The 19,314-nt window shown below is 59.7% G+C and carries 20 protein-coding genes; 12 read left to right on the forward strand and 8 right to left on the reverse strand.

What is annotated here, in order from left to right; genetic code table 11:
• Positions 1 to 44 precede the first annotated feature (44 nt).
• Complete coding sequence (locus JFU47_RS21280; protein ID WP_201185474.1) at positions 45 to 821, forward strand: IclR family transcriptional regulator; 777 nt, start codon at positions 45 to 47, stop codon at positions 819 to 821.
• Between the two features lie 148 nt (positions 822 to 969).
• Positions 970 to 1,848, forward strand: coding sequence for a DMT family transporter (locus tag JFU47_RS21285; protein ID WP_123367736.1), 879 nt, complete (start codon positions 970 to 972; stop codon positions 1,846 to 1,848).
• A gap of 45 nt (positions 1,849 to 1,893) precedes the next feature.
• Here the strand turns inward: JFU47_RS21285 and JFU47_RS21290 are convergent, their stop codons facing one another.
• The gene (locus JFU47_RS21290) at positions 1,894 to 3,195 is read right to left on the reverse strand and encodes an MFS transporter (protein WP_242485152.1); all 1,302 of its coding nucleotides are present in this window, start codon (positions 3,193 to 3,195) and stop codon (positions 1,894 to 1,896) included.
• A gap of 334 nt (positions 3,196 to 3,529) precedes the next feature.
• On the opposite strand from JFU47_RS21290, the gene quiC reads away from it, so the two are divergent.
• A complete protein-coding gene (quiC, locus tag JFU47_RS21295; RefSeq protein WP_201185478.1) occupies positions 3,530 to 5,431 on the forward strand; it encodes a 3-dehydroshikimate dehydratase QuiC in 1,902 nt (633 codons plus the stop codon).
• A gap of 102 nt (positions 5,432 to 5,533) precedes the next feature.
• Positions 5,534 to 6,211 carry a TetR family transcriptional regulator gene (locus JFU47_RS21300; protein ID WP_201185481.1) on the forward strand — a complete coding sequence of 226 codons (678 nt, stop codon included), beginning with the start codon at positions 5,534 to 5,536 and terminating at the stop codon, positions 6,209 to 6,211.
• 36 nt (positions 6,212 to 6,247) lie between these two features.
• On the opposite strand, the gene JFU47_RS21305 is transcribed toward JFU47_RS21300, so the two are convergent.
• The 3 genes from JFU47_RS21305 to JFU47_RS21315 form a co-directional block, all read right to left on the reverse strand.
• Positions 6,248 to 7,102: a shikimate dehydrogenase gene (locus JFU47_RS21305; RefSeq protein WP_140680967.1), complete on the reverse strand. Its 855-nt coding sequence runs from the start codon at positions 7,100 to 7,102 to the stop codon at positions 6,248 to 6,250.
• A gap of 5 nt (positions 7,103 to 7,107) precedes the next feature.
• Complete coding sequence (gene aroQ / locus JFU47_RS21310) at positions 7,108 to 7,548, reverse strand: type II 3-dehydroquinate dehydratase (protein ID WP_129441025.1); 441 nt, start codon at positions 7,546 to 7,548, stop codon at positions 7,108 to 7,110.
• A gap of 141 nt (positions 7,549 to 7,689) precedes the next feature.
• Complete coding sequence (locus JFU47_RS21315) at positions 7,690 to 8,601, reverse strand: LysR family transcriptional regulator (protein ID WP_095130673.1); 912 nt, start codon at positions 8,599 to 8,601, stop codon at positions 7,690 to 7,692.
• 133 nt (positions 8,602 to 8,734) lie between these two features.
• Between JFU47_RS21315 and JFU47_RS21320 the strand changes: the two genes are divergently transcribed.
• The 3 genes from JFU47_RS21320 to JFU47_RS21330 all read left to right on the forward strand — a co-directional run bounded on the left by JFU47_RS21320 (position 8,735) and on the right by JFU47_RS21330 (position 10,026).
• Positions 8,735 to 8,941 (forward strand): tautomerase family protein, encoded by a 207-nt coding sequence (locus JFU47_RS21320; protein WP_123367741.1) that lies wholly within the window; start codon positions 8,735 to 8,737, stop codon positions 8,939 to 8,941.
• Between the two features lie 213 nt (positions 8,942 to 9,154).
• Positions 9,155 to 9,583, forward strand: coding sequence for a DUF4160 domain-containing protein (locus tag JFU47_RS21325; protein ID WP_201185483.1), 429 nt, complete (start codon positions 9,155 to 9,157; stop codon positions 9,581 to 9,583).
• The gene (locus JFU47_RS21330) at positions 9,580 to 10,026 is read left to right on the forward strand and encodes a DUF2442 domain-containing protein (RefSeq protein WP_140680971.1); all 447 of its coding nucleotides are present in this window, start codon (positions 9,580 to 9,582) and stop codon (positions 10,024 to 10,026) included. The genes JFU47_RS21325 and JFU47_RS21330 overlap by 4 nt, the downstream gene beginning before the upstream one ends.
• Before the next feature lie 54 nt (positions 10,027 to 10,080).
• On the opposite strand, the gene trmA is transcribed toward JFU47_RS21330, so the two are convergent.
• Both trmA and JFU47_RS21340 read right to left on the reverse strand, forming a co-directional pair.
• Positions 10,081 to 11,160, reverse strand: a complete 1,080-nt coding sequence (gene trmA / locus JFU47_RS21335; RefSeq protein ID WP_201185485.1) for a tRNA (uridine(54)-C5)-methyltransferase TrmA — start codon at positions 11,158 to 11,160, stop codon at positions 10,081 to 10,083.
• Complete coding sequence (locus JFU47_RS21340; RefSeq protein WP_140893747.1) at positions 11,157 to 12,452, reverse strand: NCS2 family permease; 1,296 nt, start codon at positions 12,450 to 12,452, stop codon at positions 11,157 to 11,159. The genes trmA and JFU47_RS21340 overlap by 4 nt, the downstream gene beginning before the upstream one ends.
• Positions 12,453 to 12,677: 225 nt before the next feature.
• Here JFU47_RS21340 and JFU47_RS21345 point away from each other — a divergent pair, with 225 nt between their 5' ends.
• On the forward strand, positions 12,678 to 13,124 hold the full coding sequence (locus tag JFU47_RS21345; protein ID WP_446739642.1) for a DUF4879 domain-containing protein: 447 nt from the start codon (positions 12,678 to 12,680) through the stop codon (positions 13,122 to 13,124).
• A 66-nt stretch (positions 13,125 to 13,190) separates the two neighbouring features.
• A complete protein-coding gene (locus tag JFU47_RS21350) occupies positions 13,191 to 13,742 on the forward strand; it encodes a DJ-1 family glyoxalase III (protein ID WP_140680977.1) in 552 nt (183 codons plus the stop codon).
• 22 nt (positions 13,743 to 13,764) lie between these two features.
• On the opposite strand, the gene JFU47_RS21355 is transcribed toward JFU47_RS21350, so the two are convergent.
• Positions 13,765 to 15,003 (reverse strand): MFS transporter, encoded by a 1,239-nt coding sequence (locus tag JFU47_RS21355; protein WP_201185489.1) that lies wholly within the window; start codon positions 15,001 to 15,003, stop codon positions 13,765 to 13,767.
• Positions 15,004 to 15,365: 362 nt separating this feature from the next.
• On the opposite strand from JFU47_RS21355, the gene JFU47_RS21360 reads away from it, so the two are divergent.
• From JFU47_RS21360 to JFU47_RS21370, 3 genes are read left to right on the forward strand one after another with little or no spacing between them, the layout of a single operon-like run.
• Complete coding sequence (locus JFU47_RS21360) at positions 15,366 to 16,805, forward strand: cytochrome ubiquinol oxidase subunit I (protein ID WP_201185491.1); 1,440 nt, start codon at positions 15,366 to 15,368, stop codon at positions 16,803 to 16,805.
• Positions 16,806 to 16,808: 3 nt separating this feature from the next.
• Positions 16,809 to 17,816, forward strand: a complete 1,008-nt coding sequence (gene cydB / locus JFU47_RS21365) for a cytochrome d ubiquinol oxidase subunit II (protein WP_123367752.1) — start codon at positions 16,809 to 16,811, stop codon at positions 17,814 to 17,816.
• A gap of 57 nt (positions 17,817 to 17,873) precedes the next feature.
• Positions 17,874 to 18,044, forward strand: coding sequence for a DUF2474 domain-containing protein (locus JFU47_RS21370; RefSeq protein WP_201185494.1), 171 nt, complete (start codon positions 17,874 to 17,876; stop codon positions 18,042 to 18,044).
• Between the two features lie 76 nt (positions 18,045 to 18,120).
• Here the strand turns inward: JFU47_RS21370 and JFU47_RS21375 are convergent, their stop codons facing one another.
• On the reverse strand, positions 18,121 to 19,245 hold the full coding sequence (locus tag JFU47_RS21375; protein ID WP_140680985.1) for a methyltransferase: 1,125 nt from the start codon (positions 19,243 to 19,245) through the stop codon (positions 18,121 to 18,123).
• Positions 19,246 to 19,314 lie beyond the last annotated feature (69 nt).

Raw genomic sequence — 19,314 nt, forward strand, 5'->3', positions numbered from 1 at the left:
TCGGTTGTCTTCTAGAATCGGATAAATTTTGTGTGGAACCTCCCATGGCCGGCAGTCAGATCGAACGTGTTTTCAGCGTGCTTGAAAGCCTCACCAGCGACCCTCGCGGCTTGCCGATGCAGACGCTGGCTGAGCAACTGGATATTCCTAAAAGCGCGACTCACCGGTTGCTCGCCGAGCTGATTCGGCTGGGTTACGTGCGACAGAATCCGGAGAACCTGCGGTATCACCTGTCGACCAAACTGGTGGCCATGGGTTTCCGTTACCTCTCGGGCAGCGGCGCCGATATTGTGCAGCCGGTGCTTGATCGCCTCGCCCAGGAAACCGGCGAGCTGGTGCGTCTTGGGGTGATTGAAGGTGAGCGGCAGATCTGGATCGCCAAATCCCAGGGCGCCCGTTCCGGCCTGCGCTACGACCCGGACATGGGCCGCGATGCGCCTTTGTTTTACACCGCGTCGGGGCATGCGTGGCTGGCATGTATGAGCGATGCAGAAGCCTTGTCGCTGGTGGAGCGCCAGGGTGGCGAGCGGCCGAAGGACCTTGGGCCGAATGCTCCGCGTTCCAACATCGAATTGCTGGAACGCCTGCGTATGGCGCGGGAGCAGGGTTATGCCTGGGTCGAGGAGAGTTCGGCGGTGGGCACCTCGGCGATTGCTGCGGTGGTGCGACATCCGAGTGATGGTCGAGTCATCGGTGTGCTGAGCATCGCCGGGCCCAGTGCGCGGATGCCGGGGGCGCGACTGCATGAGTTGGCGCCGTTGTTGTTGAAGTTTACCGAGGAGCTGTCGGCGGCCAGTCTGGCGTCGGAGCTGTTCAACTGATCGCTTCCCCTACAGAAGCCGTGCGCTGTTCGCACACTTTTTCGGTTTACTTGTGTAGGAATCTGGAACAAGGTTCTAAATTATTCGGGTTCGTCTTTCCTGTAAGGGATGCTTTTAAATAGTTGATGCAAAACACAAGGGATACCGAATGACCGTCAGCACTCCGCTCTCCGGCGTAAACCAACCCTTCAAAGGGATTCTGCTGATCGTCGTTGCGACTTTCCTGTTTTCCAGTCACGACGCCTTTTCGAAATACCTCTCGGGCTTCTACCCGATCGTCATGGTGGTGTGGGCCCGTTATCTGGTTCACACCTTACTGATGGCCGGGATTTTCCTGCCGCAATCCGGGCTGGGTGTCCTACGAACCAAACGGCCGTTACTTCAGCTGTTGCGGGCGTTGTGCCTGCTGGGCACCAGTCTGTTTTTCACCACCGGCTTGCAGTACATCCCTTTGGCCGAAGCCACGGCGGTCAACTTTCTTGCGCCGGTTCTGGTGACCGCGCTGTCGGTGCCACTGCTGCGCGAGCACGTCACGCGTGGCCAGTGGATTGCGGTGATTTGCGGCTTCATCGGCGTGTTGATCATCGTCCATCCCGGTGGAGAACTCTTTACCCCGGCGGTGTTGCTGCCGCTCTGCTCGGCGCTGTTTTTCTGCTTCTATCAGTTGCTCACCCGCAAGCTCAGCAACATCGATAGTCCGACCACCAGCAACTTCTTCGCCGGGCTGTGCAACACCCTGGTGATGAGCGCGCTGGTCCCTTTCTTCTGGCAAGTCCCCAGCCTGGGCCATGGATTCATGATGGTGGCGCTGGGCGCCTGCGGGATGACGGCTCACCTGTTTCTGACGCAAGCCTTCCGCCACGCGGCCCCGGCGTTGTTGGCGCCGTTTGGTTATTGCCAGATTGTCTTTGCCGGTTTGCTGGGCTGGTTGCTGTTTTCTCACACGCCGACCCTGACCACGGTGGTCGGAATCGCGGTGATTTGTTGCAGCGGGTTGGCAGCAGCCTGGCAGCAGAGTCGTCGGTGAGAGAAGCAGGGCAGGCCTGGAATCAGGCCTGCCGGGGGAGGGGTTTTACGGGGTGACGGTCGGAATCTTGCGCGGTGCCATGAAGTACATCCAGATCAGCGCGATGAAGTACATCGCCGGAATCATGGTGAACAGCACGGTGTAGTTGTTGTTGGTGATCGTCAGAATGTGGCCGACCAACTGGGTCATGAACATCCCGCCGATGGCCGCGCACATGCCACCGAAGCCGAACACCGTACTCATCATGTGTTTAGGCGTGTAGTCCATCACCAGGCTCCAGATGTTCGCGGTCCAGGCCTGGTGCGCACCGATGGCCAGGGAGATGGCGAACACGGCGACCCACAGACTGCTCGAACCCGCCGCCATAATCACGCCGACGATGCAGCAGGCGAACAGGAACATGGACATCAGCCGCGCCTTGATCGGGTTGACGCCGCGGCCGATCAGGAACGAGGACAGGATCCCGCCGCCGACGCTGCCGAAATCGGCAGTGAGGTAGATGATGATCAGCGGGATACCCATCTGGGTCACGTTGATCCCCAGGTTGTATTGCTGATTGAGGAACGGCGGCAGCCAGTAGAGGTAGAACCAGAACACCGGCGCGGTGATCGCGTAAGCCAGGGCGAAGGCCCAGGTGCCACGCATGCGCAGGATTTTCGAGAACGGTACGCGGGATTGTTCCGGTTCGACTTCCTTCTGGATGTAGTCCAGTTCCGATTGTTTAACGCTCGGGTGATCTTCCGGGTTGAAGTACTTCAAGCCCCAGAACAGCAACCAGATCCCGCCCAGTGCCGACATGCACAGGAACGCGGCCTGCCAGCCCCACACGTGCAGGATCAGCGGCAACAACATGGGGGTGAACATCGCACCGACGTTGGTCCCGGCGTTGAAGATGCCGGTGGCCACGGCGCGTTCGCCGGCCGGGAACCACAACCGGGTGGTCTTCACGCACGCCGGGTAGTTGGCGGCTTCCGTCAGACCCAGAATGAATCGGCAGACCATGAAGCCAACGGCCGAAGTGGCCAGGCCATGGGCACCGGTCGCCAGGCTCCAGAGCAGCACGGCGAAGAAGAACACGCGCTTGACGCCGACCCGATCGATCAACCGGCCTTGCAGCACGAAACCGATGGCGTAGCCGACCTGGAACCAGAAGTTGATGTTGGCGTAGTCCATCGCCGTCCAGCTCATTTCCTTGGCGAGAATAGGCTGCATGACGCCCAGTGCGGCGCGGTCAATGTAGTTCAGGGTGGTGGCGAAGAACACCAGCGCCAGCATGCCCCAACGGGTTTTGCCGACCGCCATCGCGCCACGGATCTTGTCGCCGATGCCGCCAGTGGCAGGAGTCATGGAGGAACGCTCCACGGAAGAGCTTTGAGAAGGAGTCATGTAGGCCACCGATTATTTTTATGTGGTGTTCTGGGTCTTTGGTAACCGGGTCCTGTTGTTTACGGCCGGACCCAATGTGGCGTTGATGTTGCGCAGTGGACGAAAAATCGTCAATTCACCGAGGGCCATTGTGTTCGATAATCGAACACAAAACTAACCGGGTAGTACACTTTGAATTGCTGTGCAGATTCCCCCGGCCAATAATTCGCTCACAGATAAACGCGATCCCTGATCCGTAAAAGCGAAAGCGTGCGATGTCGATAACAAGATTGTCTCCACCACCGGGAGTCGAAATATGCAGCGTTCCATTGCCACCGTGTCCTTGAGCGGTACCCTGCCGGAAAAACTTGAAGCCATCGCCGCTGCCGGTTTCGACGGGGTGGAGATTTTCGAGAATGACCTTCTCTACTACGACGGCAGTCCGCGGGAAATTAAACAGATGTGCGCCGATCTCGGGATCGCGATCACGCTGTTTCAACCCTTCCGGGATTTCGAGGGCTGCCGCCGCGACCGCCTGCCGCGCAACCTGGAGCGGGCCGAGCGCAAGTTCGACCTGATGCAGGAATTGGGCACTGACCTGGTGCTGGTGTGCAGCAACGCCTCGGCCGACGCCCTCGGTGATGAACAGATTTTAGTCGACGACTTGCGCCTGCTGGCCGAACACGCCGGTGCTCGTGGTTTGCGGATCGGCTATGAAGCGCTGGCCTGGGGCCGCCATGTGAACACCTATCAACAGGTGTGGAACATCGTCCGTCAGGCCAATCACCCAAACCTCGGCGTATTGCTGGACAGCTTCCATACGCTGTCACTCAAGGGCGATCCGAGCGCGATTGCCGAGATTCCCGGCGACAAGATTTTCTTCGTGCAAATGGCCGACGCGCCGATCCTGGCCATGGACGTGCTGGAGTGGAGCCGGCATTTCCGCTGCTTCCCGGGCCAGGGTGAATTCGATCTGCCGGGTTTCCTCGCACCGATCATTAAGAGCGGTTACACCGGGCCGTTGTCGCTGGAGATCTTCAATGACGGCTTCCGCGCCGCGCCGCCACGGGCCAATGCCGCCGATGGTTTGCGCTCGTTGCTGTACCTGGAGGAGAAAACCCGCGAGCGCCTGGCGCAGGAAGTCACGCCACCGGCCACTCTCGACATTCTGTTCGAGACGCCCAAGGCCAGCGAGTACAACGGCATCGAGTTTCTTGAATTCGCCGTGGACGAAAGCCTTGGCGCCAAGCTGTCCCATTGGCTGGAACGGCTGGGTTTCGTCAAAGCCGGCCAGCATCGTTCCAAGAGCGTGAGCCTGCTGCGTCAGGGTGATATCAACCTGATCCTCAACTCCGAGCCTTACTCCTTCGCCCACAGTTTTTTCGAAGCTCACGGCCCATCGCTGTGCGCCACCGCCGTGCGGGTCAAGGACAGTGCCAGTGCGCTGGCTCGGGCCGTGGCTTACAAAGGTCAGCCGTATCGCGGGCTGGTTGGCCCCAATGAACTGGAACTCGCCGCAGTGCGCGCGCCGGATGGCAGCCTGATTTATCTGGTGGACCAGGACGCCGATGTCTACGGCACCGACTTCAATCTGCAACCCGCCGCCGTGGCCAGTGGCGGCCTCAAGCGCATCGACCACATGGCCATGGCGCTGCCGGCCGACAGCCTCGACAGTTGGGTGCTTTTCTATAAAAGCCTGCTGGATTTCGAAGCCGACGATGAAGTGGTACTGCCTGACCCGTACGGTCTGGTAAAGAGTCGGGCGCTGCGCAGCCGGGACAGTTCGATCCGCTTGCCGCTGAACATTTCCGAGAACCGCAACACCGCGATCTCACACGCGCTATCGAGTTATCGCGGCTCCGGTGTGCATCACATCGCCTTCGATTGCGACGACATTTTTGCCGAAGTTAGCCGGGCCAAGGAGGCGGGCGTACCGCTGCTGGATATCCCGCTCAATTACTACGATGACCTTGCTGCGCGGTTCGATTTCGACGATGAGTTCCTCAGCGAACTGGCTTATTACAACGTGCTCTACGACCGCGATGCTCAAGGTGGCGAGCTGTTCCATGTGTATACCGAACCGTTCGAAGGTCGCTTCTTCTTCGAGATCATCCAGCGCAAGAACGGTTACGCAGGTTACGGCGCAGCCAACGTCGCGGTGCGACTGGCGGCTATGGCCAAGTCTCGAAGCGGAGCCGTACGTCAGGCAAAGTTGTAGGAAAATCGTAAACACGGGTACAAACCGCTGCCGCGCGGCTTCCTTCACTGTGCGGCGCGGCCCATAATCGCCAACCTGTGCAGTGATGGCCGTGAGCCCGCAATGACGATAACTTCAGAACTCCCCGCCGTGCCCGACGAGCCGATTGTCGAGCCGCGCAAGAGTCGCAAGAACAACCCGGAAAAGACCCGCGAGAATATCCTTCAAGAGGCGATTGTCGAGTTCGTCCAGCAGGGACTTTCCGGTGCTCGCGTCGACGCGATCGCCGAGCGCATCCACACCTCGAAACGCATGATCTATTACTACTTCGGCAGTAAGGAACAGCTCTACGTCGAGGTGCTGGAGAAACTCTACGGCGATATCCGCAGCACCGAAAACCGTCTGCACCTGGCCGAACTGGCGCCGGTGGAAGCGATTCGGCGGCTGGTGGAATTCACTTTCGACCACCATGATCGCAACGTCGACTTTGTGCGGATTGTCAGCATCGAGAACATTCACAACGCTGAATACGTGAAGCGCTCCGATGCGATCAAGGCGATGAACAACACCATTCTCGATTCACTGGGCGAGATTTTGCGTCGCGGTGCTGAGGAAGGTGTATTCCGCTCGGGGCTCGAGCCGTTGGATGTGCATCTGCTGATCAGCTCGTTCTGCTTCTATCGCGTGTCGAACCGCCATACTTTTGGTGAGATCTTTCAGATCGACTTGCCGGACGAAAGCATCAAGCAGCGTCATCGAGAGATGATTTGCGAGTCGGTTTTGCGGTATCTGCAGGCCTGATGTGGGGTGAGGGGATTGCCCCCTCGCCACCTCCGTTCAGCCATTCATGCTCTGAAAATGCTCGAGCATTCGCTGCGCATCCGGCACCACGCCACTGAACAACTCAAACGCCTTCACCGCCTGAAACACGGCCATGTTGCCGCCATCCAGCGTGCGACAACCCAACGCGCGGGCGTTGCGCAGCAGTTCGGTTTCCAGCGGGAAGTAAACGATCTCCGCCACCCATAACTCACCTCGAAGCAGCTCCACCGGCACTGGCATGCCCGGCAGTTTTTTCATGCCCATGGGGGTGGTGTTCACCAGCCCGTCAGCCTGGGCCAGGGTGCTCGGCAAGTCATGGCCCGCCACAGCCCGACCGACGCCGAAATGTTGATTGAGATTGTCCGCCAGGCTCTGGGCACGGCTGATCTCCACGTCGAAAATGGTCAGCAGCTGTACGCCTTCACTCAAGAGTGCATGGGCCACTGCCGCGCCAGCGCCACCGGCACCCATTTGCACGACGCGCTCAAGGGCAACGCCCTTCAAGCCACGACGGAAACCCTCGGCGAAGCCCAGGCAATCGGTGTTGTGGCCGATGCGTTTGCCGTCCTTCAGCACAACCGTGTTCACCGCCCCAATGCCGCGGGCTTCCGCAGACAATTCGTCGAGCAGCGGGATGATCGTCTGCTTGCACGGAAAGGTGATGTTCAGGCCGGTGAAGTTCATCCGCTCGGCGGCTAACAGCAGGTCGGGCAGGGCGCCGCTGTCGAGTTTCAACGGGTCCAGATCGATCAGGCGATAGAGGTAACGCAAACCCTGGGCATCGCCTTCATGCTCGTGCAGCGCCGGGGTGCGAGAAGCCTGGATGCCGGCGCCGATCAGTCCGGCCAGTACAGCGTTGGTCTGAGTCACTGCCTTCACCCCTTCAAACGTTGGCTGAAATGCTCCAGCGCCAGGCGATAGCCATGGCTGCCGAAACCGGCCATCACCGCCGTGGCAATGGCCGACACAAAAGAGTGGTGGCGGAAGGGTTCGCGGGCATGAACGTTGGACAGGTGGACTTCGATCACCGGCAATTCGCTGGCGACCAGGGCATCGCGGATCGCGACCGAGGTGTGGGTCCAGGCGGCCGGGTTGATGACGATCCCGGCGCAACGGCCGCGCGCGGCGTGAATCCAGTCGAGCAGTTCGCCTTCATGATTGGTCTGGCGAAACTCCACCGCCAGGCCGAACTCTTCGGCAGCACGACCGCACATCGCTGAGATGTCGGCCAGTGTTTCGTGGCCGTAAGTCGCCGGTTCACGGGTGCCGAGCAGGTTCAGATTCGGGCCGTTGAGCACCAGAACGATAGGGGGCATCGGGGTCTCTCCACTTATTATTTTTGGCATTGGCCGAGGGTTTCAGCTTGTGGAGATAAATTGTACTAGCTGGTTAATTTGGTCAATTGAAGAGGCGGTTTGCAGGGTTAATGTGTGCGGTGATCGGACGGTTTCGGCTTTTCAGCGGGGCAGATGCTCAACCAGAAAATCGATGAACGCCCTTAAACGCAACGGCATATGGCGAGTTTGCGGGTAGAGCAGGGTGAACGGCCGCGAGCGTCCGCCATAGGGCTTGAGCACTTCCACCAGCGAGCCATCGGCCAATTCGTTTTCGACGATGAAACGATAGGTCTGGAACAATCCAGCCCCGTGTTTGGCCAGGGTCACCCCACCCAGTACGTCGTCGGAACAACTGAGATTGCCCTCGGCCAGAATCTCCCGGTGCACGCCATTGTCGTTGAACAGCCAGGCAATCCGCCGACCGCTGCTGGGCAATTCGTACTGGATGCACTCGTGCTGTTTAAGATCATCCAGCGTTTGTGGAATGCCCGCGTGCTTGAGGTAGTCAGGACTGGCAATCATCACCAGCGCGGCGTCTTCCAACTGTCGGGCGATCAGGCCGGAATCCGGAATCGCCCGCACGCGGATCGCCATGTCATAGCCTTCACCGACGAAATCGATGTTGCGATTGCTGATGTGCGACTCGACCTTCACCGCTGGAAAGCGTGCCCGAAAAGCCGGCAACAACGGCAGAATCCGGTGATGGGCATAGGTGGTGGGAATGCTGATGCGCAAGGTGCCGGAAGGCTGTTGCTGCTGACCCATGACCTCACGCTGGGCTTCGACCAGTTGCGCCAGCGCCTGGCGACATTCCTCATAGTACCGTCGACCACTGTCGGTCAGTTTGACGCTGCGGGTGGTGCGGGCGAACAACCGCACGCCCAGACGTTCCTCCATGCGCGATACCGAGCGGCTCACGGCTGCCGGCGTCACGCCCGCCACCAGCGCGGCGGCGGTAAAACTGCCGGCTTCGGCGGCCAGGCAAAACAGCTCGATGCTGCCCAGTTGAAGATCGTCGAATTGTCGCTGCATGATTGATTACACCGAGGATCAAATAAAGTGTGTGAGTCAGTATTTATCAGATGCCTGCACACAGATACAGTGAGTTCGTGATGAGCAGCGGCAAGCAGTAAGCCTTTCTTAACCAGCAAGCAGGAGAACCAGCATGCCTTTCGTCAGCGTACGTATTACCCGCGATGGTGTGACCCGGGAGCAGAAAGCCCAGGTCATTGCCGAAATCACCGACACCTTGAAGCGCGTCCTTGGCAAGCCTCCGGAGCTGACCCACATTGTGATTGAGGAAGTCGACACGGATAACTGGGGGTATGCGGGCATCACCACCACCGAGTATCGAAAAAACCAGTCGGGTTGATTTCCTGACAAGCCAAGACAGCCGTCCTCGGGACGGCTTTTTTGTAGGCGCGAGGAAAGGATTACTTACCATTTTGCGGTGTTATCCACCGGCCCGAGCCGAGCCTTGGCGCTAGTCTCAAAAGTCGCAGTGATGATTCAACACGGCGCCAGTTATCGGATTTTCCAGGGAATGTCGGGTCTTCGGGCTCATTAACCTAACGGATGGGTTAGAATGAGATTATTCAGCTACAAAGGGTTTTCAATGGTGATCATGTTGCGCGATGAGCACTGCCCGCCGCATGCACATGTGGATGCCGGAACATGGAGTGCGCGCTTCAAATTCAGCTTCTGGCACAACAGTGTCGAGCTGTGGGACGTGGTTCCTCATTCTCGCAGGCCACCTGTGGCGGTGCTGGAAGGGTTGCGTCACGCGCTCGGACAACCCGCTCATTTGCGCCGCGCTCGGTGTTTCTGGTGGGACAAACTGCACACGGTCTGCCTCGATCATCAGATATGGGACTGGCAAACCAGCGAAGTGGTGGTGGTAAAAAGGGTCGCCAGTACGACCTGCATGATTGGCTCGGCTTGCTATGAGCCCGAGACGAACAAGACCCTACTGGCGCTGATGGGCGTTCCGGAGGGCGTGGAGATCGAACTATGAAAACGATAACAGCAAAAATGTTGGTGGATCGGCCCGTAACCGAAGCCGTGCTGGATGAAGCCATCCAGCGTGGGCAAGTGCGCCACAAAGGCGGTCTGCAGGCGACTTCGGTGACCTTTGTGGAACCGTGCCTGGCGGTCGGTTTCATTGATGGCAGTGGCGTGCTGTTGCCCGTGCAGCACTATCCGGAATTCGATGATTTCGACGTCGAGGATTTCGCAGACCTGAAAGTCGGCTTTTCCGGGACAGCCCTTTGCCACGAGGGCAAGGATCTGCAGGTCTCCATCGCCGGGATGGTTTCGGCCAGCAAGCCGCTGATGGATATGGCCGCGTCGGTCATTGCCTCGCGTAATGGTCGCCAAAGCAGTGCCGCCAAAGCAGAGGCTGCGCGGGCGAATGGCCGTAAGGGCGGGCGTCCGCGCAAGACAGATACCACCCTTTAAGCACGCACAAAAAAGCCGTCGTGATGACGGCTGATTTGTATCTGGCGCCAGCAATTACCGGCGGGTCAACAACACCCCGGATTCCATGTGATGGGTCCACGGGAACTGGTCGAACATTGCGCATCGGGTGATGCGATGGGTGTCGTGCAACTGGGCGATGTTGGCCGCCAGGGTTTCCGGGTTGCAGGAGATGTAGAGGATGTTGTCGAAGCGACGGGTCAGCTCGCAGGTGTCCGGATCCATGCCTGCGCGAGGTGGGTCGACGAAGACGCTACCGAACTCGTAGCCCTTCAGATCGATACCGTGCAGACGACGGAACGGACGAACTTCGTTCAGGGCTTCGGTCAGCTCCTCGGCGGACAAGCGCACCAAGGTGACGTTATCCACAGCGTTTTCGCTGAGATTGCTCAACGCGGCGTTGACCGACGCCTTGCTGATTTCGGTGGCCAGCACTTTGCGCACGCGGGTCGCGAGCGGCAAGGTGAAGTTGCCGTTGCCGCAATACAGCTCCAGCAAATCGTCGGTGCGATCGCCGAGTGAGTCGTAAGCCCAGTTGAGCATCTTCTGGTTCACGGTGCCGTTGGGCTGGGTGAACGCGCCTTCCGGCTGACGATAGCTGAAGGTGCGGCCGCCGACGTCCATCTGCTCGATCACGTAATCGTGACCGATCACTTCGCGTTTGCCCTTGGAACGGCCGATGATGCTGACGTTCAGGTCAGCTGCCAGTTTCGACGCTGCCGCGTGCCAGTGCTCGTCCAGCGGGCGGTGATAGCACAGCGTGATCATCGCATCGCCGGCCAGGGTGGTCAGGAACTCCACCTGAAACAGCTTGTGGCTGAGGGCCGCACTGGCTTGCCACGCTGCCTTCAGCCGCGGCATCAACTCGTTGATGCGCAGGCTGGCGATCGGGAATTCTTCGATCAGGATCGGTGTGCGCTTGTCTTCCTGGGAAAACATCGCGTAGTGACGCTCACCGGCTTCGCGCCACAGGCGGAATTCTGCGCGCAGGCGGAAGTTTTTCAGCGGCGAGTCGAACACCGCAGGTTCTGGTGCACCGAACGGGGCCAACAGGTCACGCAGGCGCGTGACCTTCTCTTCGAGCTGAACGGCGTAAGCCTGGGAATCAAAAGTCATGCGTTGAACCAACCCAACTTGATCACGAACAGAATCGACAGAATCACCAGTGCCGGGTTCAGCTCACGGCCGCGGCCGGACAGCAACTTGATCGCGGTCCAGGAGATGAAACCGAAGGCGATGCCGTTGGCGATGGAATAAGTGAACGGCATGGCCAGAGCAGTGACCACGACCGGTGCGGCGACGGTGATGTCGTCCCAGTCTATTTCGGCCAGGCCGGATGTCATCAATACCGCGACGAACAGCAGTGCAGGCGCGGTAGCAAAGGCTGGAATGCTGGCCGCCAATGGCGAGAAGAACAGCGCCAACAGGAACAGAATCGCCACGACAACGGCAGTCAGTCCAGTGCGGCCACCGGCACTCACGCCGGCTGCGGATTCGATGTAGCTGGTGGTGGTCGAGGTGCCCAGCAAGGAACCTGCCATGGCTGCGGTGCTGTCGGCGATCAGGGCGCGCCCCATTTTCGGCATGTGGCCGTCCTTGCCCATCAGGCCGGCGCGTTTGGCGACGCCGATCAGGGTGCCGGAGTTGTCGAACAGGTCGACGAACAGGAAAGCGAAGATCACGCTGACCAACCCGATGTCCAGGGCGCCCTTGATGTCCAGTTGCAGGAAGGTCGGGGCCAGGGACGGCGGCATCGACATCACACCGCCGAACGGGGTGAAACCCATCACGATCGAAACGATGGTCACGGCCAGAATGCCGATCAGTACCGCACCGCGCACTTTCAGTGCTTCAAGCGCCACGATCAGGGCAAAGCCGAGGGTCGCGAGGATCGGGGCCGGTTGTTTCAAATCGCCGAGGCCGACCATGGTTGCCGGGTTGCTCACCACGATGCCCGCGTTATGCAGGGCGATCAGGGCCAGGAACAGGCCGATACCGGCGGCAATCGCCGAACGCAGCGGCAACGGGATGCTGTTGATGATCCATTCGCGGATGCGGAAGATCGACAGCAGGAAGAACAGCACTGCCGAAATGAACACCGCCCCCAGCGCCACTTGCCAGGTGTGGCCCATGTGCAGGACCACGGTGTAGGTAAAGAAGGCGTTCAAGCCCATGCCCGGCGCGAGAGCGATCGGGTAGTTGGCGATCAGGCCCATCACCGTGGAGCCGATGGCGGCTGCCAGACACGTGGCGACGAACACCGCGCCCTTGTCCATGCCGGTCTCACCGAGGATGCTCGGGTTGACGAACAGAATGTAGGCCATGGCCAAAAAGGTCGTGACGCCCGCCAGAATCTCGGTCCGCACGTTGGTGTTGTGTGCCTTGAGTTGAAACAGCCTTTCCAGCATGTCTGCTCCCCGTGGCGCGCCAGGCGCCGTGAATGTATCGACCTCAACAGCAAAGCACAGACCGCTGCTGGCGCCTGGTAATTTTCTGTGGGTCGGAAAAAGCCGCGCATCATACCAGCAGCGTGGGGCTATGGCTGCTTATGGCTGCGATCGTCGTCGATGTTTTGCGGTAAAGCCAAGTGCGCCATACTGCGCGCTGATTTTGGGGGGGGACTTATGGATCGCATGAATAAACGTCTGATGGCCGTATTCGCAATGGCGATCGCCATGTTCCTGGGGGCACACACCGCCTCGGCTGCATCGGCGGCGCCGTTGAGTCAGGTGAAGGTACTCAAGGTCGAGTCGCCGAGCTGTGGTTTTGAAGACATTACGCAGGGGCAAGAGCAAACCCGCTGCAATCACAGCGGACCGAACATCAAGGTCTACGTGCTGGAAGTCGGTTACGGTCGTAGCGCGCATGTCGGGCTGGACGGTTTTGAAGTGAACGGCACCCGGACCCCGGTCTGTGCTTTTGATAATGGCAACCTGACTGAGTGCACCGTCGGGAAAAAAACCGTCGGCTATCTGTACGTCTTCGATCTGGCGGGTAAACAGGAAGGCACGTTCACCTTCAGCAACACGTCGATCAACGCGCCAGGCAATACGCTGTCGACGCAGCTTTACATCAAGTGACGGCGGGCTCGAACAAGGGGCAGGAAAGCTGACTACGCTTTAAAGATCATCCAGTGGACTGCGCCCATGACCTTTAGAGCTCTGATTACCCTCGCCGAGGGCATCGATGACCTGCAATCAGTGACCCTGATCGATGTGCTGCGCCGTGCCAAGGTTGAAGTGGTGGTGTCCAGCATCGAAGGGCGGCGCATGCTCACCTGCGCACGCGGCACCCGAGTGACGTCCGATGCGATGCTGGTGGACGTGCTGGCACAGCCGTTCGATCTGATCGTCCTGCCCGGCGGTGCCGTAGGGGCGCAACATCTGGCGGCGCATCAGCCCCTGCAACAATTGATCAAGGATCAGGCGGCGGCCGGGCGTCTGTTCGCCGGCATCGCCGAGGCCCCGGCGGTGGCGCTGCAAGCCTTTGGCGTACTGCGTCAGCGGCGCATGACTTGCCTGCCATCGGCCAGCCATCAACTGTTGGGGTGCAACTTCGTCGATCAACCGGTGGTGGTCGATGGCAACTGCATCACCGCGCAGGGTTCAGGGGCGGCGTTGCAATTCGCCCTGACACTGGTGGAACAACTCTGCGGTAAGGCCAGGCGAGCGGCGGTTGCGGGGGAGTTGGTGGTCTAGAGAGTGCCCCGGACAAACTGCTTCAAACCTTCACTTCTTCCACCGGCACATGCATGCGGTCGCGGCTAGCCAGGGTCGGGAACAGCTTGATCCACGCCCCGGTCACCACCAATGTGCCAACACCGCCCATGACCACCGCTGGCACGGTGCCGAACCAGTGGGCGGTCAGGCCGGATTCAAACTCGCCCAACTGGTTCGAAGCGCCGATGAACAAACCGTTCACGGCACTGACACGGCCGCGCATTTCATCCGGGGTTTCCAGTTGCACGAAGGAAGCGCGGATCACCATGCTGATCATGTCCGCCGCGCCCAACACCACCAACACCGCCAGGGACAACCAGAACGAGGTCGACAGGCCGAACGCAATGGTCGCGACGCCGAATACACCCACTGCGGTAAACATGACCCGTCCGACTTTGCGCTCCACGGCGAATCTCGCCAGGTACAGCGACATCAGCAGCGCACCGACTGCCGGCGCTGAACGCAGCAGGCCCAAGCCCCAAGGGCCGGTCAGCAGAATGTCCTTGGCGAACACCGGCAGCAACGCCGTCGCGCCACCGAGCAGGACGGCAAACAGATCCAGAGAAATCGCCCCGAGAATGTCGGGCCGACTGCGAATGAAGCGGATGCCCGCCAGCAGCGAATCCAGAGTTGCCTTGCCCTTGTTCAGCGGGGTCTGCCGTGCAGGCAGGTTGAGCATCAGCATGCAGGCGATGATGTAGAGGATCACCGTCGGGCCATAGACCCAGACGCTGCCGAAGGCGTAAAGCAACCCACCGAGGGCCGGGGCAACGATCGTCGCCGATTGCTGTGCTGATTGTGCGGCGGCGACCGCGCGGGGGAACAGCGCGCTGGGCACGATGCTCGGTAACAGGGCCTGAGTGGTCGGCATTTCGAAGGAGCGGGCGGCACCGAGCAGGAACGCGAGGATGAAGATCATCTCCCGGGTGACATTGTCGGTCGCGCTACCGATGGCCAGCGACAGGGCGATCAACGCTTGCAGGGACTGACAAATTGCCGCGACCTTGCGCCGGTCATAACGGTCCGCGACATGCCCGGTGTGCAGCATGAACAGCACTCGCGGGGCGAATTCCACCAGACCGACCAGGCCCAGGTCGAGCACATTACCGGTCAGTTGGTAGAGGTTCCAGCCAATGGCCACCGTGAGCATCTGGAAACCGCTAGCGGTAAACACCCGAGCCAGCCAAAACGCGATAAATGGGCGGTGATGACGTAACAGCAAGGGCGCTTGGCTGGGCATCTGAGGGCCGGTCTTGAGCGAGGGGAGGGTCGAGATTATCACCAAGCTGTAACCAAAAGTTGCAGGGCTGGGAAATTTCGTTAGCTAGACACCGATATGCCTGGCTCGCATCGGTGAGGCAACCTGTCACGCGGCAAAAGACCACACCGTCCATCGTCAAAAATGGGACTACTCTTTTAACGTTGCTTGATCCAGATCAAGACCGCTCGTGGAATTGATCCGGCGGCCAGATGGCCAGACTCCCTACGTTGTGATGTTTGTAAAAAAAGAACGAATTCGAATTCGCCACACTCCATATCCGTGGGGGCAGTGGGTGCAGGGCCTCCACCCCGCAGCCGGTATTACCTGACAGAGGAAGACTTATGTTCGGTTTGGAGGCACTTGATCTCGCCCGGATGCAGTTTGCGTTCACCATTTCGTTTCACATTCTATTTCCCGCCATCACCATTGGCCTGGCGAGTTACCTGGCGGTGCTCGAAGGCTTGTGGCTGAAAACCCATAACGATACGTACCGCGATCTGTACCACTTCTGGTCGAAGATCTTTGCGGTCAACTTCGGCATGGGCGTGGTCTCCGGGCTGGTCATGGCCTATCAGTTCGGCACCAACTGGAGCCGCTTCTCGGACTTCGCCGGCTCCGTGACCGGGCCACTACTGACGTACGAAGTACTCACCGCTTTCTTCCTCGAAGCCGGTTTCCTCGGTGTCATGCTGTTCGGCTGGAACAAGGTCGGGCGCAATCTTCACTTCTTCGCCACGGTCATGGTCGCCATCGGCACACTGATCTCAACCTTCTGGATTCTCGCTTCCAACAGCTGGATGCAGACCCCGCAAGGCTACGAAATCGTCAATGGCCAGGTCATTCCGGTGGACTGGCTGGCGGTGATCTTCAACCCGTCCTTCCCGTACCGTCTGTTACACATGTCGACGGCAGCGTTCGTCGCGACCGCCTTCTTCGTTGGCTCCTCGGCGGCCTGGCATTTACTGCGCGGCAAGGACAACCCGGCAATCCGCACCATGCTCTCGATGGCCATGTGGATGGCCTTGATCGTGGCGCCGATTCAGGCCGTCATCGGTGACTTCCACGGGTTGAATACGCTTGAACATCAGCCGGCGAAAATCGCCGCGATTGAAGGCCACTGGGAAAACGTCGGTGATGAACCGACACCGCTGATCCTGTTCGGCTGGCCGGACATGAAAGCCGAGAAGACCAAATTCGCGGTAGAGATTCCGTACCTGGGCAGCCTGATCCTCACGCACTCGCTGGACAAACAGGTGCCTGCACTCAAGGAATTCCCGCCGGAAGACCGACCGAATTCGACCATCGTGTTCTGGTCGTTCCGGATCATGGTCGGCCTGGGTTTCCTGATGATCTTCACCGGTTTGTGGAGCCTGTGGCTGCGTAAACGCGACAAGCTTTATACCTCGCGTCCGTTCCTGTACCTGGCGTTGTGGATGGGGCCGTCCGGCCTGATCGCGATCCTCGCCGGTTGGTTCACCACTGAGATCGGCCGTCAGCCGTGGGTCGTCTATGGCCTGATGCGCACGGCAGACGCGTCCTCCAATCACAGCTTCATGCAGATGAGCATCACGTTGATCATGTTCGTCGTGGTCTATTTCGCGCTGTTCGGCGCCGGTCTGGGCTACATGATGCGCCTGGTGCGCAAAGGGCCGAAGATCGACGAAGGCAAGGAAACCAATGAAGGTGGTCCCGGCCGGAAACGCACACCGGCCCGTCCGATGTCCGCCGCCGATGACAACGGTGACGGCGACCACAGCCCCAGCCTGACCAAGGAGATTTGACTCATGGGTATTGATCTTCCGCTGATCTGGGCCGTGATCATCATCTTCGGCATCATGATGTACGTGGTCATGGACGGTTTCGATTTAGGGATCGGGATTCTCTTCCCGTTCATTCCGGGCAAGACCGATCGTGACGTGATGATGAACACCGTCGCGCCGGTCTGGGACGGCAACGAAACCTGGCTGGTACTGGGCGGCGCGGCGTTGTTCGGTGCCTTCCCGCTGGCCTATTCGGTGGTGCTCTCGGCGCTGTACCTGCCGCTGATTTTTATGCTGATCGGGCTGATTTTCCGCGGTGTGGCCTTCGAGTTCCGCTTCAAGGCCAAGGACGACAAGCGCCATCTCTGGGACAAGGCGTTCATCGGTGGCTCGGTCGCCGCCACCTTTTTTCAGGGCGTTGCGTTGGGTGCGTTCATTGATGGGTTGCCGGTGGTCAATCGCCAATTTGCCGGTGGCTCACTGGACTGGTTGACGCCGTTCACCCTGTTCTGTGGCGTGGCACTGGTAGTGGCTTATGCGCTGCTCGGTTGCACCTGGCTGATCATGAAGACCGAAGGCAAATTGCAGGAACAGATGCATGACCTGGCTCGGCCATTGGCTTTCGTGGTACTGGCGGTGATTGGGATCGTCAGCATCTGGACCCCGCTGGCCCACGCCGAGATTGCCGCTCGCTGGTTCACCCTGCCGAACCTGTTCTGGTTCCTGCCGGTGCCGATTCTGGTGCTGGTGACCATGTACGGTCTGATCCGTGCGGTGGCTCGCAATGCGCACTACACGCCATTTCTGCTGACCCTGGTGCTGATCTTCCTCGGCTATAGCGGTTTGGGCATCAGCCTGTGGCCGAACATCGTGCCGCCGTCGATCTCGATTTGGGACGCCGCCGCACCGCCGCAAAGTCAGGGCTTCATGCTGGTCGGTACGCTGTTCATCATCCCGTTCATCCTGGGTTACACCTTCTGGAGCTACTACGTGTTCCGCGGCAAGGTCACCCACGAAGATGGCTACCACTAGAGCACGCGACAGTGGCGCAGGGCTGATACCTGCGCTATTTCTTCAGAGGAGATTGCGATGAAGGCCGGTAAACATTCCTTGCAGGACATCGAAGCCGCAGAGAAAAAGCCGCTCTGGCAGCGACTCGGCTGGCTGGCGATGATCTGGACGGGCAGCGTTGTGGCGCTGTTCATCGTGGCCAGCCTGATGCGCATGTTCATGAATGCCGCAGGCCTGACGACCCACTGATTTTTTGCACCCGATCCCATCCCGTTGCCTTGCGGCACGGATTTACGACCCTCCTGACGGAGGGTTTTTTTGCCCGTTATTTTCGGGCTTTAAGGATCACGAACTTGGGTGTGGCCGCCACTTGCTCGACGCCGCGGAACAACCGCGCGAGCTTGCTGTGATACCCCAGATGACGGTTGCCGACGATGTACAACGCGCCGCCCACCACCAGAGCCTCTCGGGCCTGCTGGAACATGCGCCAGGCCAGGAAGTCGCCGACGACTTGTTGTTGGTGAAACGGAGGGTTGCACAATACGACGTCCAGAGACTGAGGTTCCTGCCCCGCCAAACCATCACCGGCACGTACGACCACTTCCCGGTCACCCAGCGCCGCGCGCCAGTTTTCGGCTGCCGATTGCACGGCCATGAACGACTCGTCCACGAGCGTGTAGTGGGCCTCGGGGTTTTGCAGGGCGCTGGCGATGGCCAAAACCCCGTTGCCACATCCCAAGTCGGCAACCCGCGCTGAGCCGAGGTTCTTTGGCAGGTGCGGCAAAAACGCTCGCGTGCCGATATCCAGCCCTTCGCGGCAGAACACATTGGCGTGATTCAGCAGTTCGATCTCAGGGGCGTCGAGTCGATAGCGGGTCGGGTAGGGGGACACGACGGGTGCTTTGACCTCCGCGGTCGCGATCAATAGCCGAGCCTTCTTCACCGCCAACGAGGCTTGCACCGGGCCAATGTAGCGTTCCAGCAGATCGCCCGCAGCGCGAGGCAAATGCTTGATCATCGCCGCAGCAATCACCTGAGCCCCCGGCGCCAGTTGACCCTGCAGGCGAATCAATTGTTCTTCCAGCAAGGCGAGGGTTTTCGGGACCCGGATCAGTACCCGGTCGAAAGGGCCTGAAAAGGCTTCACTGGCAGGTACGCTTGGCACCACATCAAACGCCTGGCCATTACGGATCAGATTTTTTTCCAGTCCCTGAAAAGCAAGGAACGAGTCACCGCTGCTGGTCACTTGAACCTTGCCCGCCAGGCTGGCAGCCAATGCGCCAAAGCTGTCGTTGAGCACCAAAACCCGAGTGTCGGCCGAGGGCTGTTGGTCAGCCAGATGGGTGAGCAGGTATTCGTCTGCGGCATCAAACGCCTGCAGCGGTTCGTTCTGCTGTTCGGGTTGGCGGATCAGGTCGAGTCGGGCGAAGGGTGTTTCGAGCAAGGGCATGAGGCGGGGCTCTGGGTAATCAACAGGGGTCATCAACTGGTGTCCCGCGGCCCAGGGGCGTTGTAGCGG

This window comes from Pseudomonas sp. TH39(2020) (assembly GCF_016650715.1).
Lineage (GTDB): Bacteria > Pseudomonadota > Gammaproteobacteria > Pseudomonadales > Pseudomonadaceae > Aquipseudomonas > Aquipseudomonas mandelii_C.

Coding starts and splice junctions, on each gene's coding strand:
- cydB (WP_123367752.1), top strand. CDS start 16,809: ATGGGTATTGATCTTCCGCTGATCTGGGCCGTGATCATCATCTTCGGC.
- JFU47_RS21320 (WP_123367741.1), top strand. CDS start 8,735: ATGCCTTTCGTCAGCGTACGTATTACCCGCGATGGTGTGACCCGGGAG.
- JFU47_RS21355 (WP_201185489.1), bottom strand. CDS start 15,003: ATGCCCAGCCAAGCGCCCTTGCTGTTACGTCATCACCGCCCATTTATC.
- JFU47_RS21325 (WP_201185483.1), top strand. CDS start 9,155: ATGAGATTATTCAGCTACAAAGGGTTTTCAATGGTGATCATGTTGCGC.
- JFU47_RS21290 (WP_242485152.1), bottom strand. CDS start 3,195: ATGACTCCTGCCACTGGCGGCATCGGCGACAAGATCCGTGGCGCGATG.
- JFU47_RS21350 (WP_140680977.1), top strand. CDS start 13,191: ATGACCTTTAGAGCTCTGATTACCCTCGCCGAGGGCATCGATGACCTG.
- JFU47_RS21300 (WP_201185481.1), top strand. CDS start 5,534: ATGACGATAACTTCAGAACTCCCCGCCGTGCCCGACGAGCCGATTGTC.
- JFU47_RS21280 (WP_201185474.1), top strand. CDS start 45: ATGGCCGGCAGTCAGATCGAACGTGTTTTCAGCGTGCTTGAAAGCCTC.
- JFU47_RS21330 (WP_140680971.1), top strand. CDS start 9,580: ATGAAAACGATAACAGCAAAAATGTTGGTGGATCGGCCCGTAACCGAA.
- aroQ (WP_129441025.1), bottom strand. CDS start 7,548: ATGCCCCCTATCGTTCTGGTGCTCAACGGCCCGAATCTGAACCTGCTC.
- JFU47_RS21375 (WP_140680985.1), bottom strand. CDS start 19,245: ATGCCCTTGCTCGAAACACCCTTCGCCCGACTCGACCTGATCCGCCAA.
- JFU47_RS21315 (WP_095130673.1), bottom strand. CDS start 8,601: ATGCAGCGACAATTCGACGATCTTCAACTGGGCAGCATCGAGCTGTTT.
- JFU47_RS21285 (WP_123367736.1), top strand. CDS start 970: ATGACCGTCAGCACTCCGCTCTCCGGCGTAAACCAACCCTTCAAAGGG.
- JFU47_RS21370 (WP_201185494.1), top strand. CDS start 17,874: ATGAAGGCCGGTAAACATTCCTTGCAGGACATCGAAGCCGCAGAGAAA.
- quiC (WP_201185478.1), top strand. CDS start 3,530: ATGCAGCGTTCCATTGCCACCGTGTCCTTGAGCGGTACCCTGCCGGAA.
- JFU47_RS21345 (WP_446739642.1), top strand. CDS start 12,678: ATGAATAAACGTCTGATGGCCGTATTCGCAATGGCGATCGCCATGTTC.
- JFU47_RS21360 (WP_201185491.1), top strand. CDS start 15,366: ATGTTCGGTTTGGAGGCACTTGATCTCGCCCGGATGCAGTTTGCGTTC.
- trmA (WP_201185485.1), bottom strand. CDS start 11,160: ATGACTTTTGATTCCCAGGCTTACGCCGTTCAGCTCGAAGAGAAGGTC.
- JFU47_RS21340 (WP_140893747.1), bottom strand. CDS start 12,452: ATGCTGGAAAGGCTGTTTCAACTCAAGGCACACAACACCAACGTGCGG.